Origin of the sequence: Pseudoalteromonas sp. SM9913 (assembly GCF_000184065.1) — a bacterium.
GTDB lineage: Bacteria > Pseudomonadota > Gammaproteobacteria > Enterobacterales > Alteromonadaceae > Pseudoalteromonas > Pseudoalteromonas tetraodonis.
In genome coordinates this window covers 373386-392226 of record NC_014800.1, presented here as the reverse complement: position 1 = coordinate 392226, position 18841 = coordinate 373386, and the positions used below count along the sequence as shown (strand labels likewise).

The 18841-nt window shown below is 37.4% G+C and carries 15 protein-coding genes, 1 pseudogene and 1 riboswitch; of the genes and pseudogenes, 9 read left to right on the top strand and 7 right to left on the bottom strand.

Going from position 1 to position 18841, the window contains the following annotated elements; genetic code table 11:
- The first annotated feature begins 65 nt into the window (after nt 1–65).
- Together PSM_RS16915 and PSM_RS16910 are read left to right on the top strand one after the other, a co-directional pair.
- Complete coding sequence (locus tag PSM_RS16915) at nt 66–446, top strand: hypothetical protein (protein ID WP_024606317.1); 381 nt, start codon at nt 66–68, stop codon at nt 444–446.
- A 240-nt stretch (nt 447–686) separates the two neighbouring features.
- Nucleotides 687–1124 carry a hypothetical protein gene (locus tag PSM_RS16910; RefSeq protein WP_013463093.1) on the top strand — a complete coding sequence of 146 codons (438 nt, stop codon included), beginning with the start codon at nt 687–689 and terminating at the stop codon, nt 1122–1124.
- Between the two features lie 43 nt (nt 1125–1167).
- Here PSM_RS16910 and PSM_RS16905 read toward each other — a convergent pair whose 3' ends face one another.
- Complete coding sequence (locus PSM_RS16905) at nt 1168–1740, bottom strand: YolA family protein (protein ID WP_013463092.1); 573 nt, start codon at nt 1738–1740, stop codon at nt 1168–1170.
- A gap of 1166 nt (nt 1741–2906) precedes the next feature.
- Between PSM_RS16905 and PSM_RS16900 the strand changes: the two genes are divergently transcribed.
- Entirely contained in the window at nt 2907–4532 is a 1626-nt protein-coding gene (locus PSM_RS16900; protein ID WP_013463091.1) for a methyl-accepting chemotaxis protein, read from the top strand.
- A 95-nt stretch (nt 4533–4627) separates the two neighbouring features.
- Here the strand turns inward: PSM_RS16900 and PSM_RS16895 are convergent, their stop codons facing one another.
- Nucleotides 4628–4939 carry a hypothetical protein gene (locus PSM_RS16895; RefSeq protein ID WP_013463090.1) on the bottom strand — a complete coding sequence of 104 codons (312 nt, stop codon included), beginning with the start codon at nt 4937–4939 and terminating at the stop codon, nt 4628–4630.
- Nucleotides 4940–5117: 178 nt separating this feature from the next.
- Nucleotides 5118–5220: riboswitch (yybP-ykoY riboswitch) on the top strand.
- Between the two features lie 83 nt (nt 5221–5303).
- Here PSM_RS16895 and PSM_RS16890 point away from each other — a divergent pair.
- Nucleotides 5304–5861, top strand: a complete 558-nt coding sequence (locus PSM_RS16890) for a TMEM165/GDT1 family protein (RefSeq protein WP_013463089.1) — start codon at nt 5304–5306, stop codon at nt 5859–5861.
- Between the two features lie 106 nt (nt 5862–5967).
- On the opposite strand, the gene PSM_RS16885 is transcribed toward PSM_RS16890, so the two are convergent.
- The 3 genes from PSM_RS16885 to PSM_RS16875 form a co-directional block, all read right to left on the bottom strand.
- Nucleotides 5968–6492: a DUF6436 domain-containing protein gene (locus tag PSM_RS16885; protein WP_013463088.1), complete on the bottom strand. Its 525-nt coding sequence runs from the start codon at nt 6490–6492 to the stop codon at nt 5968–5970.
- On the bottom strand, nt 6476–7942 hold the full coding sequence (locus PSM_RS16880; RefSeq protein ID WP_013463087.1) for a methyl-accepting chemotaxis protein: 1467 nt from the start codon (nt 7940–7942) through the stop codon (nt 6476–6478). The genes PSM_RS16885 and PSM_RS16880 overlap by 17 nt, the downstream gene beginning before the upstream one ends.
- 130 nt (nt 7943–8072) lie before the next feature.
- Entirely contained in the window at nt 8073–8627 is a 555-nt protein-coding gene (locus PSM_RS16875; RefSeq protein ID WP_013463086.1) for an isochorismatase family protein, read from the bottom strand.
- A 159-nt stretch (nt 8628–8786) separates the two neighbouring features.
- On the opposite strand from PSM_RS16875, the pseudogene PSM_RS16870 reads away from it, so the two are divergent.
- Nucleotides 8787–13285, top strand: a pseudogene (locus PSM_RS16870) (EAL domain-containing protein).
- A 42-nt stretch (nt 13286–13327) separates the two neighbouring features.
- On the opposite strand, the gene PSM_RS16865 reads toward PSM_RS16870, so the two are convergent.
- Entirely contained in the window at nt 13328–14221 is an 894-nt protein-coding gene (locus tag PSM_RS16865; RefSeq protein WP_013463085.1) for a cation diffusion facilitator family transporter, read from the bottom strand.
- A 223-nt stretch (nt 14222–14444) separates the two neighbouring features.
- Here PSM_RS16865 and PSM_RS18860 point away from each other — a divergent pair, with 223 nt between their 5' ends.
- Nucleotides 14445–15320 (top strand): GAF domain-containing protein, encoded by an 876-nt coding sequence (locus tag PSM_RS18860; RefSeq protein WP_013463084.1) that lies wholly within the window; start codon nt 14445–14447, stop codon nt 15318–15320.
- On the top strand, nt 15311–15868 hold the full coding sequence (locus PSM_RS18855; protein WP_083808144.1) for a diguanylate cyclase: 558 nt from the start codon (nt 15311–15313) through the stop codon (nt 15866–15868). The genes PSM_RS18860 and PSM_RS18855 overlap by 10 nt, the downstream gene beginning before the upstream one ends.
- 120 nt (nt 15869–15988) lie before the next feature.
- Here the strand turns inward: PSM_RS18855 and PSM_RS16855 are convergent, their stop codons facing one another.
- Nucleotides 15989–16576: a cysteine hydrolase family protein gene (locus PSM_RS16855; protein ID WP_013463082.1), complete on the bottom strand. Its 588-nt coding sequence runs from the start codon at nt 16574–16576 to the stop codon at nt 15989–15991.
- Between the two features lie 152 nt (nt 16577–16728).
- On the opposite strand from PSM_RS16855, the gene PSM_RS16850 reads away from it, so the two are divergent.
- Both PSM_RS16850 and PSM_RS16845 read left to right on the top strand, forming a co-directional pair.
- Nucleotides 16729–17703, top strand: a complete 975-nt coding sequence (locus tag PSM_RS16850) for a GlxA family transcriptional regulator (protein ID WP_041695989.1) — start codon at nt 16729–16731, stop codon at nt 17701–17703.
- A gap of 65 nt (nt 17704–17768) precedes the next feature.
- Nucleotides 17769–18632 (top strand): patatin family protein, encoded by an 864-nt coding sequence (locus PSM_RS16845; protein ID WP_041695997.1) that lies wholly within the window; start codon nt 17769–17771, stop codon nt 18630–18632.
- The last annotated feature ends 209 nt before the right edge of the window (nt 18633–18841 follow it).

Genomic DNA, 18841 nt, shown 5'->3' with positions numbered 1-18841 from the left:
GTTGCGCCTTTAAAAATAGGCGTATACGCTTTGTTTACACCCGTATACATCAGAGGTATTTTAGAATGGCTATTCTAAGCATCCGAATTGACGATAAATTAAAAGAGTCTTTAAGTAGTGAGGCGCAAAAGGAAGGTATTTCTTTATCTGAATATGTGAAGAAATCACTGGAAATTAAGAGCGTTGATACTCATATACTAGCAACAGAGAAAAACTTAAAAAGCTCTGTTGATAGTATTAAAGATTTAGCGCTCGTCTCTCAGGAGACTGTACACGAAGTTGAACTAAATATTCAGCGGCTAAATGAATCGCTTAAAAATGCAAATCACTTAAAAGAAATCAAAAAATTGAAATGGATATTGATTTCTATATCCCTCATCTTTGTATCAATCTCGATCCCAATATTTCACTTTAATATTGCTTATTTCAAAACCTTCTTTTATTAGGCTTTATCCTGAATAATTTAAGGCCTATGAGCCAAGCCTATTAGTAAATATTCCAGTTACCGGAAAGCCTTTGCCGTCCAACACCTCTGTATTAAGCTTTTCACTTTACGATGAATTACCTTCAACAACTTAATTTAAATAAACTTTTTAAAGGCGTTTTCAAAAGACTATAAGTGTATAATTATGGCGCAGGTTTTGCAGTTAATATCACTCATACGATCATACTAAGGAAAAGAACCTATGCGAGTTGATGCAAACGTACATTATTTTAATGGGAACCAGCGTACCAAGCCTTCAACAGAGGCCTCAACGTCATTTTCGGCTGCATTAACAGCAGCACAAACAGACAATGATAAGACTGACAGCAGCACAAAACAGGCGGATTTCACTAGTATGACCCGGCAAGAAATGCGGGACTGGGCCAACACTCAAATCCGCAATGGAGAAATGTCTCTCGATGACGGCAGGCCTTTCATGGCTATGACTATGAAAATACCCGTAAATGGAGGCGAACTGGCAGGTGCACACAGTGATGAAACACGATATAACTTCATTCAAAAAACGCGTGATGGCATCCAAGGCGCACTGTCACGCAATGACGAGACTACTTTGAAGATGTTAGAATCAGCTATGTCTATCATGCAAGACAAAAGTACTGGTGTTAACATTCGTATTTAGAAATATAAAAAGGCCAGAATGTCTGGCCTACATCATTAATAAATCAAAGAATACTGATCTGGACTGACATAGTATTCCATGGCGAATTAGTCGAAGTATTTTGGTATTTGAATAATCCGTTTTGATGACCATCGACATTGTATTCATTGAGGAAACCCACGACAGTTTGCCCAGCGGTACAAGGCCATGTGTAATTACTACCAGTCACACAAACAGGCGTACTTGAGTACATTGTGGAACTCGGAAGTAACCCACCGTTCATCCAAGCAATATGATTATAACCATAACCAATTTCTAAAACAGCAGTACGCAGCTGCTCTCCCCCATGATCACATGCAGTTGTTGTCATACCAACAGTGGACTCCCACCCACAATCAGTTGAACCAACAGCATATACCCACATTGAAGATAGCGGCGGAGCTGATGCTCGAGCCATTAATTCAGACTCCATGCGGATGTTTTTGATTTCGGCAGGAGCTGGAGCATTCTGACTAGTGAGTACAGGAAGGGAGGTAATTACTTGTTGACTGCGCGGAACTTCCTCAGCATAACTCATATTACTTACACCAGTTGCTATGACTACAGATAGCAGGCAATTAATTAAATTTATTTTCATAGTCCTTGAATTTCCCTTTTAATATCAATTGAAAGGTATTCATAGTTCACGCCTTTAGCATTGTCAAAAAATGAAAACATAATGATAAATAATTAATTTTTATATTTGTTAACTGATAGCAGAAAATCAAACACAAGACCTTCATCCAACAACTGAGTTTCACCGGTGAAACTTTAATTTTAGCGGCTAAAATAATGGGGTATCACACTTTGACCTGCAATACCCCCTACCTAACAATTAACCTATTAAACTTATAACCAATTGGGCTACAGAAATTAGGGAAATTAAATTAATAGAAAACCTTCCTTCTACTTTCACTTTATAATGAATATCTATTTTCATTCGCGTGCTCATTAATATTGATAGTGCCCCAACCGCAGTGTAATCTTAAATTGCCGTAAAAGATTGGCGGTTAGAACGTGGCATCCATGCCATTTTACTATCGTTGATTTTCAACCAGGCCTCGTGCCTGGTTACCTTCATTTTTTATGTTTCTTTGATACTAACAAAATTTTTTAACTATCTGCGGCGCTGAAAAAATTAACCTGTCGCCTTAGTTCCGCTTAATCATAATTTAACGCATAGCACTTTTACGAATAAGCAAAAGGTGAGTATTTATTAAAATAATTGCCGGTGTATCTACCATTTCACATTAAAAACAGGTGCGGCGGCACTCTAGGTTACACTGTCGTATTAACCTAGAGGCCTTGCCATGTAAGCGCTAATAACGAATTGCACACGGGAAAGTTACACGCGTGATGTGAACGGTACTTTTGAACGGACTCGATAAAGTTATTGAATAAACAGGTCTGATAAACACAGCCGTACGTATTGCTATCTGTGCGTTGCTAATTTAGAAAAGTCCCTGACACGTTTCTGTCCAAAAACGAGTTTACCTGACCGTCTGTTTCTCGCTCTAAGCGCAGTTCAATCACACATAATTTGCTTGGCGTGTTGCAAACAATGACAAGATTACCTACCCCCTATCTGCAGTAACAATAATAAAGATTGATTGGATTATGCGAGTAAAAGCTTTTTGAAATGAGACTTGAGTTATTAACTTAAAGCGCAAGAAATATAAACCCTGAATAATTTTCATATAAAAATTCAGTAAAATTTTTTATCCATATTATACTTTTTTATTATTGCTGTAATTTTGGATAACTATGTTAAACAATTATTCTGTGCGTACCCGTTTAGCCGTGCTTGCATTGCTACCAATTATGATTTTTTTAATTACATCGTTTTTTTCAATAAACACAATGGGAAGGTTAGTAGCAGGGATTGATAGTTTATACGACGACCGTGTCGTACCACTTAAGCAAATTAAACATGTGTCAGATAATTACGCTGTAAATATTGTTGACTTACTTCACAAGTATCGTGCTGAGTCTATTACCAAATCAGCGCTTTTAGCGAATATTAATGATGCTAGAAATACGGCTGATAATGAATGGAAAGCCTACCTGAGCACACAGCTAACAGCTGAAGAAAAGCGCTTAGTAGATAACGTTGAAAGCAAACTACAGCCCGTGCTTACGCACTTAAATAATTTAATTTTAAGCATTAATAGTGGTGAGTTTTTATTAATCCCACAAAAGCAATTTGTTTATGAGCTTTACCAATTATTTGATCCGCTGAGTGCCAGCTACCAAGCTTTAATTGATTTACAGCTTAAAGAAGCAAGTGATTTTAAAGTTAAAGCTGATGAGAATTATCAATTTATAAAATTGATAATGAGTGTGACAATCGCGATATTGATTTTACTGTTACTGATTGTTGCTTACTTTATTTATTCTTCGATACAAAATCCATTAATGTCATTACGCGATACCATAACGCACATTGCGACCAATGCTGATTTAACAGCTCGTGCTGAGGTTCAGGGCAAAGATGAGATTGCAGATACCGCATCTAACTTTAATGATATGCTACTTCGGATCCAAGGTTTAGTAAAAGATATGGCAGGCGCAACACTGACACTTGCCTCTGCAGCTGAAGAAATGAACTCTATTAGTATTCAGGTTGCCAGTACAGCAACGCAGCAAGAGCAACAATCGGCTATGATTGCAACTGCAATTACTCAAATGAGCAGTGCAATAGAACAAGTTGCTCAAAACGCGCAAACAACCTCCGACAAGGCAACAAGTGCCGACATTAAGGCAGGCCAAGGGCAACAAGCTGTTGCTGATAATATAGAGTCAATAAATACGCTCTCAGCTTTAGTTAATACAAATACGCAGCTCATCACAGATCTAAACACACAAACCAATGATATAAACCAAGTTGTTATGATGATTCAAAGCGTTGCTGAGCAAACTAACTTGTTAGCTTTAAATGCAGCTATTGAAGCAGCAAGAGCTGGCGATTCTGGTCGTGGTTTTGCCGTTGTAGCCGATGAGGTAAGGCAACTTGCCCACAATACTCAAAAGGCAACCGCTAGTATTAATGAAATGATCACTAAACTACAAGGCATGGCTCAGCAAGCTGTTAATGCCATGGGTAACGCAGAAAGCAGCGCTAAAGAGAGTGTTGACCATGCTAATTATTCTTCGCAGGTGCTCAGCGAAATTAACCGTGAAGTTACTGAAATTGCAGATATGAATACTCAAATATCAACCGCAACACAGGAGCAAAAAATGGTCGCAAATGAGCTAAGCAGTAATATTAATGAGTTTAGCGCGAGTATCACGTCGGTTAGCGAAAGCTCACAGCAAAATGCACAGGCATCGCAAGAACTTGCACAGCTTGCGGCAATGCTACAAGGGCAAGTTAATGTATTTAAAGTTTAGGTACTTTCATTTTGCCGCATGTTAGGAGTTATACCTTAAATGAAAGCCTTATTTGCCATCATTTAAAATTATTAATTGATGGCATTCTTGTTACTTTAAGCACTAGTTTGATTTGACAATATATTTATCCAATCACTGGGGTTTGAGAGTATAAACTGATACGAGCTGCCATCTTGCGTGAAAACCTCTATCGCATCAGCTGTTATTGGAACAAGGCCTGCGCCTTTGCCTTTACATTCAACCACTTTTAAAATTGTATCACGGGCAATTGTATATGGTTCTAACCCTAATTTTTCATTAAAAGGTTCAAAATTTAAGTCTGTTTGCGTAATCCAAAACTTTCCGTCCGCTTTCATAACTCCATTTTGAATGGTTGCCATTGTTGATTTAACGACCGTTGATTGCATATTTAAATTCCTTTACACGTGCATATAATTTCAAATTGTTCAACTTCTTTCTGTTTATTATTACAGCTAACTTGATAGCCAAAAGCAAGTTTATTTGTGCACTAACGCCACAAAGCCACCTTTTAAATTTAAAAGTTACCCGCATATATTTACCTGCTTTAAACTTTGTGGAATAATCACTGCCCTCTTAGGGGAGTAGCCCGCTCAGTAATGAGTAAACTTATCAACATAATTGCACCTCATGTGCATGGTAAGTTTGTAATGTTGTAGCAAGCGTTATCGGCGAGACCTAGGTAGACACTATCCTCATGGCGGGAGATAGCTGCTTGCCTTGGTTTAGTATTCCCGCCTGAAGATTATATTAATGGATATTTTTTTAACCTCTACCGTCACTGTTGCCCTTGCTGAAATAGGCGATAAAACCCAGCTTTTATCTTTACTATTAGCTGCTCGCTTTCATAATAAAATTGCACTTATTTTAGGCATTCTCGCTGCTACTATTATTAATCATGGTTTATCTGCATGGTTTGGTGATTGGCTAAGCGGGAACTTTGCCGTCGAATACTTACCTTGGATAGTCAATATAAGCTTTATTGTGGTAGGGCTGTGGCTACTTATTCCAGATAAAGATGAAGAAGTGAGCCATAAATACGACCGCTATGGTGCATTTTTAGTGGCCTTAATCTTATTTTTTATTGCTGAAATTGGGGACAAAACACAAATTGCAACCGTATTGCTCGGCGCACAATATCAATCAGTACTTTGGGTTACGGTGGGTACTACAGTAGGAATGTTAATTGCTAATGTCCCTGTTATTTATGCCGGTAAGGCGTTACTAAAAAGAATTCCATTAAATACCGTAAGAGCGATAGCAGCCAGTGTTTTTGTACTGTTGGGTATTTATGGTTTAGTGACTATATAATGATTAAATAACGTTTAAATCACTCTTTAATCGTTAAACAATAAAAAGCGCTTACCTACTTTTATACAAGTTAGTTGTAAGCGCTTTTTATATAAGGGTATATGATTTAGGCGTTATTTACACAATAGCAGCCTTTTGTATCCGCTATTAATAATGATGAGTTAAATCCGGCCTGTAAATTACTAATAACGGTTTCCACAAAGCCACTACCTTGAGAGCATGCCAGCCCTTCAGATAAAGGCCCTGCATAAACAAACTCACCATTTTTATCAATTAAAACGGCGGCAGGTGTGGCAGGGATCACTGACTTTAACTCATTATTTAATACAAAATTTTGCACTTCAACGCCTTGGTTTGTAGCAAAGCGTTGCAGGGCTGATAAATGAGGCTGTGCTTGAATTGTACAGCCGCAATTTTCTTGCGTAATAATCACAAGTTGAGCACTGTCTTTGTTTTGCCACAGTACTTGGTTTTTAAATTGCGAAAACCAGTTTTGTTGTTTAAGCATATTACCCTCATCAAAGGGCTTTAGCTGCCCTAGCTGAAAGTAAACAAGTGCCGACACAACAAAAGCAAGCCATATACAAATTAAGCTAATGGTGAAATAACGAGACTTACTTAAATTTTGCAATACTTTGCTCTAATACATCAATACTTACGTCTATCAGCTGCACTTTAGCCGTTAACTGCTCAACTATTTTAGCCTCTTGATACTGATTTTGGCGCATTTGATCTGTACTCATTGCTATTTGCTCTGTATTTCCAGCCTGTTCGGCAACCACTTGAGCTACTGAGTTAGTGCTGGCAGATACCGCTTGAATTTGATCACTCATTGACGAAATATTCTCTTTCATCGTTGCGCTTATTTTTGTTAAATCAACCACAAATTCTACACATTGATTCATCGACTGAGTTGACGTGCGACTATTATTTACCAGATCTGTAAGCGTAGACGCTATTTTGGTTGTTGTTGCTTGGCTGCTATTTGCAAGCGAGCGTACTTCATCGGCAACAACAGCAAACCCTCGGCCATGCTCACCCGCTCGTGCGGCCTCTATTGCAGCATTAAGGGCTAATAAATTAGTTTGGTCGGCTATGCCTGAAATTTCATTGAGTAAACTAGTAATAACATCCCCAGCGGCCACTAAGTGGCTTAACTGCTCTTCAGTGTTTGTTAACAAGGTGAGTAGCTCGGTGCTTTTTCTGTCGGTTTGTAATACTTCTTCCAGCGCAACATTGGCTGATTCAGTAATGCTATTAACTTGTTGTTTTAAAGTATCGCTTTCTTGTTCAACTAACTTAAAACCATGCGCAACTTGTGCGCCTGAATTAGCAATATCATCTGTTTGCGCGTTTCGTTGCTGCGCGCTATTGGCTAACTCATCATGAACATGAATAAGCTCTTTAGAGTTATTTTTTAAAGAGTCAGACTGAACTTGAACTTGCTTAATCACATCTGATAAGTACTCAAGCAAAGTATTAAAACCAACTACCGCTTTGCTTGTTGTGTCATCTGCTCGCATAGAAAGCTTAACTTGATTTGGATCTTGCATTATTTGCTCTGTGGCATAACTTAACGATAGACCCGCACGGCGTTCGCGATTTAACGTTACGGCAATAAAACCAGCTACAAGCGCTTCCACAATGGCATACGCTGCGTGAATAAGCACTGTTGAAAAGGCGAGTCGGTCTGGATCAAATACGTAAAACCCCGTGTTTTGTGTTTGCAAATAGTAAAAAGATAAATGGTGTATAGCTACAAACACAATAGCGGTAATAAACACTCGCCACTGTATGAACATTATTAGCATGGCTAAGAAAATGAATATTTCGAAATGCACTTCAATAAGGCCATAGGCTTGTTGAATATGTAAAAATGAAAACATCATAATTGCAGCCGCAACAACATGCGGTGTCATTTTGCTATCGGGTTGGGTTTTTAAAAGCCAAATGGGGAGCAAACATAACGGTAAGCCGACAAGAAATGCTTCTGTCAAGGTGCCAAAATAAAGACCAATACCTATAGACTCAATAAACAAAAGACTAAAAATAATTGTGAATAACCGACTTACACTAGACATAAAAACCTTAAATTAATTGTGTTCTAATTTAAACACGTTCAGCTGATATTTAAACTCAAAACAGCTAGCTATTTATTATTTCAAATCAAACAAAGTACAAATTATTTGATTTAAAACCGTTTTTAATGCGCTACTTAACAATTGGTAGTATTTGTTTAAAGGTAGACGTCCCTGCTTTTGTTGTCCATTGAAATATGATGGTCTCTACACAAGAGACTATAGCACCGGCTTGACGAAGCTGTTCTAGTGCAATAGCTTTGTGCTCTGTGTTTCTTGATGCTACTGCATCAGCTGCCACAGTGACCGCATAACCCTGCTGTAATAAATCTAAGCATGTTTGTAACACACAAACGTGCGCTTCAGTGCCAATTACAACTATATGTGGGCGATTTAATTGCGCAAGAATATCTAAAAACCCCTCTTGTGCACAGGCACTAAAGTTAATTTTTTCAAAATAGCGTGTATTAGGTAACACAGATTTTATTTTCTCATCACTTTCACCTAGTCCTTTTTTATAATGTTCTGTAATTATTGAAGGAATTTGATGAATAGCACTTGCTTTTGCTAACTGCAGAGCACAATCTAGCGTGTCATTAAACGAAGCAATCGCTGGTGCTAACTTACTTTGTAAGTCGATAACTAAAAGTATACTGTGCTCTGCTTTAATATTTCCTGCGTAATTCATACTATGTCCTTACGTTATAACTAGATTAACCTTGTAAAAAACAACAAAAAAAACAACAAACAGTTTACATTTAATGCTTTTTGTAATTTTTGGATTAAACTCATGTTATATTACGCCAACATTTAATATCAACCTTGTTCGTTGTAAGGGTAAGTGCTTTTGAGTAAGTTTTTCTTTATTGTTTATATGTTTTTATTTGTTTGCTCGCAGCATAGCTTTGCTTCACAAACTTATTCAGAACAATTACAACGTATCACTAACAACGAACAATTGTCGCAAAGCTTTATAGTGAAATCACTCCAAGATGACATGAGCTATGTATGGATTGCTACAACTGAAGGTTTATACCGATTCGACGGATACCAAGTCACGCCTTACGAGAGCGAATTGGGTTTAAAAAATAACTACATTAATAGTATTTATAAAGCAATTGACGGCCAAATTCTGGTTAATACTCAACTTGCAGGAAGTTATTTGATTAACCCTAATACCTTGCAAGCAGAGCTAATATATTCAGGGCACTTAAACCAAAATCAAGAAAAGTTCTCTCCTGTTCAGGCTGTTGCTGAACAACCGGCGCATTTTTATTTTTCTATTGATTCGCACATCTACCGATATGGTAAAACATCAAAAGACCTAACACTCATCTCATCTTTGCCCGATGAAAATATGTTTATTAGAGCATTATCATTATACCAAAACACATTGTATATTGGTGCCGATCAGGGGCTATATGTTTATAACTTTGCCAATAACGACCTACAACAAATAACACTTAACGACATTCAAGAAGTTACAAACGATAGCAACAATGTTAAATTTTTATCCATAGATGATGAGCTTGGTTTGCTAGTTGGTACGGTTGAAGGAATGTATCGGATTGCTTTTGATGAAATTAAAAATATAAACCCTTCAGCATTAACAACTTTGATAAGTGACTATAATATTTGGGATTATATAAACACACCGTATGGTGAGTTTATTGCCACAGAAAGTGGGTTATTTGAATTCGATAGAAAAAACACAAGCATTAGCCCTATTTTAAACTTCAAAGATAGTAACTACAACGTAACAGAGAACACAATAAACGATATTATGTTTGATGAGTCGGGCTTACTTTGGTTAGGTTCTAGAACACATGGAATATTTACTTGGGCAGCACAAACAAAAAAGTTTAAAAAAATAACCTTACCTGAAAATAATATTGTAAACACTATTTACCAAGATAATAGTAAATTACTGTGGATAGGCACTGACGATGGACTTGTTCAGTATAACTTAGAAACCCAAAAGAGTGACTTATATCTACAATCTAAAGATAGCAAAGCGGTCTATGGCCTATCGGCTATAGGTGATATTTTCCCTGCATATGGCAAAGGCGATAACTACCTATGGCTAGCAACTTTTTCCGGGCTCGATCTCTTTAATAAAGAAACAACAACATTTGAAAAAAACAAATACATTACTCAGTACAAGTTAAATACCGACTATACGTTCGGCATTGCACAAGTTGCACCCGATACTTTTGCTTATATTAACAATGATAACTTTTATATATTTAATGGTAATACAGGCGAAAACCGAGTTATTAATGGACTAAAAGAGCAGGTATCGCCCATGCTTGCATATACGTTTCATACCCCCTCTGAGGCTTTCCCTGGCGAATTACTGTTAAGTACCTCTGACACACTTTATCGATACAACGAAGAAACAGAGACTTTAATTACTATTTTTGAATCTAAAACAGCAAAAAACAATCTTTACCATACAGTAGAGAATTATTATTACGATGCTAAGCGAGGGCTGCTGTGGTTAGCCACCACCCAAGAAGGCTTAATTGCAGTAAACGCTAAAACATATCAGCAAGTGCATGTATTTGATAAACACAACTCATTAAATACTAACTCTATTTTTAAACTTATTGCAGATAATAAAGACTTTTTATGGGTAAGTACTGATAACGGTCTTTATCAACTTAATTTAGATACGCTTAACATCACCACGTACACAATAAAAGATGGCTTAAGTAACAATCACTTTACAGCTCTAGCAGCATTAAGGTTACACAACAACGAGTTAGCGTTTGGTAACCGTAGCGGCGTGCTAATGTTTGACCCAGAGCAATTTGATAATGAACAGCGAAAAATCAATAATAACTTAGCAATTACTAATATTAGTTTGTTTTCACAAGCCCTTAATTACTCCCCTTCAAAATACAGCACTGATCCATTAATGCTTAAGCACGACGATATGGGCTTAACGGTTCGGTTTTCAAATTTTGATTATAAAAATATTAATAAAACCTACTACAAAGTTGAGCTTACAGGCCCTTCGTCTTTGAGCTACAACGATTTAAAATCTAACCAGGTGTTTTTTACTAAATTACAACCTGGTGATTATATTTTGTCTGTGTCTACTCAACAGCGAAATGGAGTGATCACAAGTGACCCCATACAGTTAAAATTTAGTGTAGCTTACGCCCCTTGGCAGTCTCCTATTGCATATACTTTATATTTTATTGCTATTGCTGTTATTTTGTTTTATTTTTCTGGCAATACCGAAGCCGTAAAATTGCAATTGAACAAGCTCACCGCGCCGCTGTGCACTCTAAAACACAAACTGAGCTGGCACTAAAAAGTAATAAAAGCGGTGTATGGAACTATAGCTTTGCAGATAACTCAGTAAATACAGATAGAGGCGCAGAGCTTGGCTACGAGAACTTACCTGAACGCATCGATATAAGTAGTTTTTTTAATATTATGCATCCTGATGAGCGTCGCAGGCTACAAAGTAAATGGAATACTTTTACAAACCAAACTAAGCAAAAACATTGGCAAGCTACTTATCGTTTACGGCACAAAGATGGGCACTGGTTATGGTTTCATGATTTGGGGCAAACTATTTATAATGAAGACACTAAAGAGCCTCTTTATGTGTCGGGTATTTTTACTAATATTACCGAGCAGCTGGCAAACGAACAACAAGCCAAAATATTAGGCGAAGCATTTAGTCAAATAAATGACTTTTTACTTATTTTAGATGAAGACCTCGTGCCATTTTCAGCCAATAACAGCTTTATGGATGTGTTTTCTGATGAAGGCAGAGAGGGGGTTGTTACCTCAAAATTATTTATTAATGCCATTGGACAAGCTAAGTGTAGAGAGTTTGCAACAATTTTAAAAGCACTTAAACCAAAAGAAAACTGGCGAACAAATGCTTATGTAAAGACCACAAAAGCTGAAAAACACCCTATTCATTTAAGTGCCACAGCCGTTGCTAATGAAAAAGATAAAGTCAGTTATTATGTTATTGTTATTACCGATTTAACAGAGCAGAAACGCGCTGAAAATGAGTTACGCTACCTTGCTAATTACGATGCGTTAACGGGCTTACCTAATCGTAGTTTAATGAATCAAAAAATCGAAAATGCCATTACAAGCGCCGCTAAAGACGATTCGCAATGCGCTGTTATATTTATAGATTTAGATAAATTTAAACCCGTCAATGACTCTTTTGGCCATGCAGTGGGTGACAAACTATTGTGCAATATTACCGAGCGAGTGAGCCAATACTTAGGTGATGACGCTACATTTGGCCGCCAAAGTGGTGATGAATTTTTAGTGTTAGTTGAAAACGTTACCTCAATGGCCTCTTTACAACACACTCTCAACGAAATGAGCAAAGAGCTGGCTAACAAGGTTATTATTGAAGACTTCGCTATTAATATATCAGCCAGTATTGGTATTGCATTGTACCCATACGATGCAACATCGACCGATGCCCTCATACGTAACGCAGATATTGCCATGATGCATGCTAAACAAGCAGGCAGAAATGGATTTCAGTTTTTTAATGAAAAAATGAATGAGCAAATTAAACAAAAGCTTATTCTTGAAAACGACTTAAAAGATGCTGCTAGGGACAATCTGTTTTTTAATCACTATCAACCTATTGTTAATACACTAGATAAAACAATAAGTGGGGTTGAATTACTCATGCGCTGGGAAAACAAAGGCAAACCGGTTTCTCCCGCTTTATTTATACCTATTGCTGAAGAGACTGGCTTAATTGATATGTTAACTGAGCAAGCATTACAGCGTGCAATTACTGAGCTTGCTCCACTTTTGAACATTAACCCGTTGTTTTACATATCGTTAAATTTGTCTCCAAAACATATTTTAAAGGCCAATATAACGCAGCAGCTCAGCTCCATACTAGAAAAAGCACAGATAAAACCACAACAACTTCGTTTAGAAATTACAGAAAACACGCTATTAGAAGATAAATACAAAGCAGCTAAGCAACTAAAAAGCTTACAGGCTGCTGGGTTCAAACTGTTTCTTGATGATTTTGGCACTGGCTATTCATCGTTAACTTATTTGAGTCAATTTCCAATTAATGTGATAAAAATAGATCAAAGCTTTGTTAATAGTATTGGTATTGATAAAGGGGATGAATCTATTATTAAAACGATTTACTCACTCGCTGAAAACTTAGAGTTATATTGTATTGCAGAAGGGGTAGAGACGCGGGAGCAGCTAGAATTTTTAAAAAATATTGGCTGTCATAAGCTACAAGGTTACTACCTTGCTCGCCCTATGAGTGCTAACGATTTAATGAGCCCAGAATGCTTCGAAAAAATTATTGATTTGATATGAACCTAAAAGCGACTTAGTTAAGTCGCTTTTAGGTTTAACGCATTAGTGTATGTGCTTGCATTCGTAGCTTTCTATTTGTAATACGCTGTTGCGCACATTAAATTTATCTGCAAGCAGTTTAATTACCTTTAAGCGGCACTCTTCATCATGTTTTTCTATAGTACAGTGTTGTTTTAGCACAACATGAGCACCAACAATAACCTTTTTGTTTTTACGAACAACAGTGACATTGTGCACATTTGCAACATGTTCCATGGTGGTTATTTCTGTTTCAATATCGGCCACTTTAGGTAACTTAGCTTTATTTGAACGCAACCCCTTGAGACAGCTAATAATGACCTTAATACCGGTAAACAAGACAAAAGACGCAATTAACATGCTCGATAAAATATCAATTACATTCCAGCCTGTTATGTATATAAGTACACCAGCAGCAAAAGTAGAAACCGTTGATATTAAATCAAAAAACGAGTGTAAAAACACGGCATACACATTAATGCTCGCCTTACGGCCTTTATAAAGCACCCATGCCGCCGCGCCATGAAATAAAAAACCAATAGCAGCAATTACCGACATTAAGTAACTATTAATAACCAGCTCATGTCCCCCTTTATGATGCATAAAGCGCTCAGTGCCCTCATATAAAATAAGTGAACTAATGGCTAGGTATAAAACGCCGTTGATCAACCCTCCTATTAGCTCTGCTTTTTGATGGCCATCGTTATAGGTTTTAGCTAAATGAATAGCAAAGCTAGACGCAATGAGAGCAATGAACAAAGAGCTATTATGAACAAACAAATGCCCTGCATCAGCAAGTACTGCAAGTGAGTTTGCGTAATACGCACCCACTAATTGAATCACCATAAATGAGCAGGTAATTGCAAGTGCAATTAACAAACGGCGACGAGAAGCGTGATGTGTGGTTATTTCTGTCATGAAATATAATAGACCTTCACTAAAAATAAAGTAAGCTTATGAAATAAAGCAAATTGGGAAATACGTAATGATATACAGTCACAATTGTAATACGTAGGCCAAATAAACGCACTAAAAACTTAGTAAAACACAAAAAACTGTACTAAAAATAACTAAGCAGATACAAAAATAATAATTAATTCATAAATATGGTCAGTTATCATATTTTAATGCGGAGAAACCCGTGAGCCATGACTCAAACAATACAATCTGGAAGATTTTTAATCTAATTAATTTAGCGGTGATTGTTTATGACAATAAAACACATAATTACATCTTAAACCAACATGCCAAAACGTTACTTAACATAAATAGTGACGACGCGCTTAGCAGCGATGTTTTTAACAATATTACGCTTCGCGACTTTAATGATGATACGGTGATAACCATTGAGCAATTATTTTCATCAAATATCACAGCTGTTTTATTAGAGTGTGAATTTTCGCCGCAGCTTTTAAATGTTAATCATTCAATAGTTAATGACTCTGTATCTATGATCACTTTAGAGGAAAATCATAGTCACGCAGAGCAATATAATTTTGACCATATTATTTCAAAAATATCCACCAAACTAATTGATATTCAAAATGATAATATTGATCAACAAATTAACTTTGCACTCAAAGCCATAGGCACCGTTTGTAAAGCGGATAGAAGCTATTTATTTGAATTTAATACCGATAGTGAAACCTTAACCAATACGCATGAATGGGTGAACACCGGCATAACTGCCTACAAAGGTAGGTTGCAAAACGTCCCTAAAGCCGAACTACCCTACTTTTTTGATGTAATGAACTTAACACACCTATTTAAAGTTAATGATGTTGCTCAGCTACCGCCAGAGGCGAATTCAGAAAAAGCAGAATTTGAAGCGCAGAGTATTCAGTCTGTTTTATGTGTTGGCCTGCGCTTTGACAAAGAGCTTGTTGGTTTTATTGGCTGTGACTGTGTTAACACAAAACGCCACTGGAGCAAAATAGATTTAATAAGAATCAAGCTCGTAGGCGAAATTATTAATAACGCACTCAAAAACATAAACTATAAAAAAAGCTGCAGTTAGCCCAAAAACAATTAATTAACGCTAATACAAAATTAAATAAGTTAGCAAACACCGATGCACTTACTGATATTGCCAACCGCCGATTTTTTGATACTTCCCTAAAGAGCGAAATTAAACGCTCTGCAAGACAACACCAACCAATTAGTTTAATTATGTGTGATATCGACTTTTTTAAGCGCTATAACGACAATTATGGCCACCACAAAGGCGATGAAACGTTAAAACACGTTGCTCGTGCTTTAAAAAGTTTATGTAAGCGTGAGGGTGACATAGCAGCTCGCTATGGCGGTGAAGAATTCGCAATCATTTTACCTGCTACGAATATAGAGCAATGCCATAAATTTGCTTTGTTAATTGAGCAAAAAATAAAAGCGCTGAATATTACGCATGAGTTCTCTCCTATTGCCCCTTACATAACACTTAGCTTTGGTTGTTTTTGTAGTTATCCAAATGCAGATACACACACAGAAACCCTAATAAAAAGCGCTGACATAGCTTTGTATAAAGCAAAAAAAGCTGGCAGAAATCAAATATGTATTTTTGAATAATAAACAATCATAAATTACTCTTTTCACAATGAAAGTCATATCATTATATTAATAACCACTTTGTGCTATTTAAATGAACAATAAATTGCCCATTTAAATTTATAAATTAAAAACACTTTCTTAGCTTAAGTCATCAGCACTTGGGATAACCACGCCATATAAGTCATTAATGGTTGCTAAGGCACTTTTATGTAGATCAGATGCCAACACATCACTTACTGAAGTTTGTAATGGCCTTGTAGCGCACGCGTCAGCGACTACCGTTGCGTGGTTACCTCTTAAAAATGCACCTTGCGCTGTAAATGTCACACACATGTGGGTCATAAACCCAACAATGATCAATTTATTATTACCAATTACATCTACTTGTTCGCCTAAGCCTGTTCCTACAAAACTATCGGGAGCTGTTTTAACGATAACTTTTTCATCCGCAATTGGCGCGACACTTGAGTGTATTTGGCCTATTTCGGCATTAATATCGTAAGGCGAGCCTTCACCACCATCATGCATAATATGAATAATTTTAGAACCAGCAGCACGTGCATCAGCCAGTAAAATTGCCGCATTATTAAGAGCATCTTGCCACCCTTCTAACTCCATAACACCTTGTGTATAAGTATTTTGATAATCAACAAATATAAGTGTGGCGTTTGTAAGTGAAGCGGGTGTTGAGTCAAGCCCATTAAGTTCACGAAGTGTCGTCGTCATAATTTATCCTTTAATACCGAGTAAAATTTAAGTTTATAAGCTATCACGGCTGTGACAGCCGTGATAGCTGCGTTTGCACCATGACAGCTTATACTTTATAGTCGGTTGCAAATAGTGTCCTAAAGGACGGTAGTCGATGATATTAGGCCAAAATGACATTACTCTGTGAACATACCGTTGCGATTGTTGCTTATAACAATATCAGTTTGTTTCACCTATCTATTCCGTGTAGTATTTTTGGTGAAGACTTAGACCGCGTGGGCGCTCGTCCATATAAAGTTACAGTATGTACAGAAACTGTAGGTCTGGTGCCAACACTTTCTGGCTTTCCCATAGAAATAAAACAAGACCTGTCAATACTTGAAACTGCTGATACTGTCATCGTACCCGCGTGGTGCGATCCTGATATACCCGCCTCAACAGCTTTACTTAATGCACTTCGCCGTGCACATGCTCGTGGAGCAAGAATGGTAGGTTTATGTTTAGGCGCTTTTGTGCTTGCTGAAGCAGGTATATTGGATGGCAAAACAGCATCAACCCACTGGGTATGGGCTAACGACTTCGCAAAAAAATACCCAAAAGTAAACTTTGATAACGATGTACTGTACATTGATGAAGGAAATGTTTTTACCTCAGCAGGCGCCGCTGCCGCAATTGATTGTTGCCTACATTTATTACGTCGTGATCACGGCGCAGATATTGCCAACAGCGTGGCCAGACGCATGGTTGTGGCGCCTCACCGCAGTGGAGGACAAGTACAGTACATAGAAAAACCCATTCCTCGACACATCGATAGTAACCGTTTAGAGCCGGCTATCACTTGGGCACTAAAAAATTTAACTAAACCTTTAACAATCGATGAACTCGCCAGTAAAGCAAGTATGAGTCGCCGTAATTTTTCTCGACTTTTTAAAAAAGCAATGGGCACTACATTTACACAATGGCTGCTGAGTCAACGTCTAACCATCGCGCAGCAGCTATTAGAAACAAGTAACCACAATATAGATAGAATTGCTAATCAATCTGGGTTTTCATCGAGTGTTAGCTTTCGACAACAGTTTTTAGCCGCTTTCTCTATTTCACCTTCCGCTTACAGAAAGCAATTTAAAAGTAGCGAGCCGCAATAAAAAGTTACTCGCACATACGCAAATCACTTGTTAGCATGAGGTATTATCAAAGGATGGAAATGAGCATGACGAACAATAATCATACGTTAGTCGTTGAAGGTGGTGCAATGCGCGGTATTTTTGCTGCAGGTGTGCTTGATGAGTTTTTAGAGCAAGGATATCAACCCTTTAATCGGTATTTTGGAGTATCAGCTGGTGCTACAAATGTGGCAGCCTATTTATGTAAGCAGCCAACACGCAACTACAAAGTGATCACCGATTACTCCTGCAGGCCAGAATTTATTAATCTCGCACGTTTTATCAAAGGCGGCCATCTATTTGATTTAGATTGGCTGTGGCAAGAAACAGTTCGTGAAATCCCCTTGAATACCGACGAATTCTCGCAATCTCCTTACGATTTTTATATTGTTGCAACGGCAATAGATTCAGGTAAAGCTCACTATTTGCAAGCAACGGGCAATGAAATGGTTGAGCAATTAAAAGCCTCTTGCGCCATCCCAGTCGCTTATCGGGATTACCCAACAATAAACGGGATCGCAATGACCGATGGTGGCGTTGCCGATTCTATTCCGGTAAAAAAAGCCTATGAAATGGGTGCATCAGAAATAACAGTTATCCTTTCCCAACCTTTAGGCTATCGTAAAAAAGACAACAAAGTACCGTGGTTAACTAAACAACTCTATAAACAGAGCCCTGCGCTTGCAGAGGCCGCCATACAGCGTTCTAAAAATTATAATGACAGTATTGATTTTTTGCACAATGCTCCGTCAGATTGCAAAATAAATATTATTGCACCACCAACAGGGTTTAAAGTCGGCCGCACCACTAAAAATCGAGCTATACTCAATTCAGGCTATCAAATGGGCATAAGTGAAGCTAAAAGTTACTTGGATAAACCTAGATTTGGTAGCAATGGTTATGAGCGATAAAACCATTCCAAACAGATTGCTCGAAGTCAAAATTGCATTTACTCATACACCCAAAGCTATTGAAATTATAAAATATGTTTATGGTGAACGTTACTCAACGTGCTTGAGCATACACAGGTAATACAAGAAGGGTTATTAATAAACAGCGTGGACTAAGAAGAACTACATAGTGATATAACCCTGAATTTACATCTAATTCAAGCTATTAA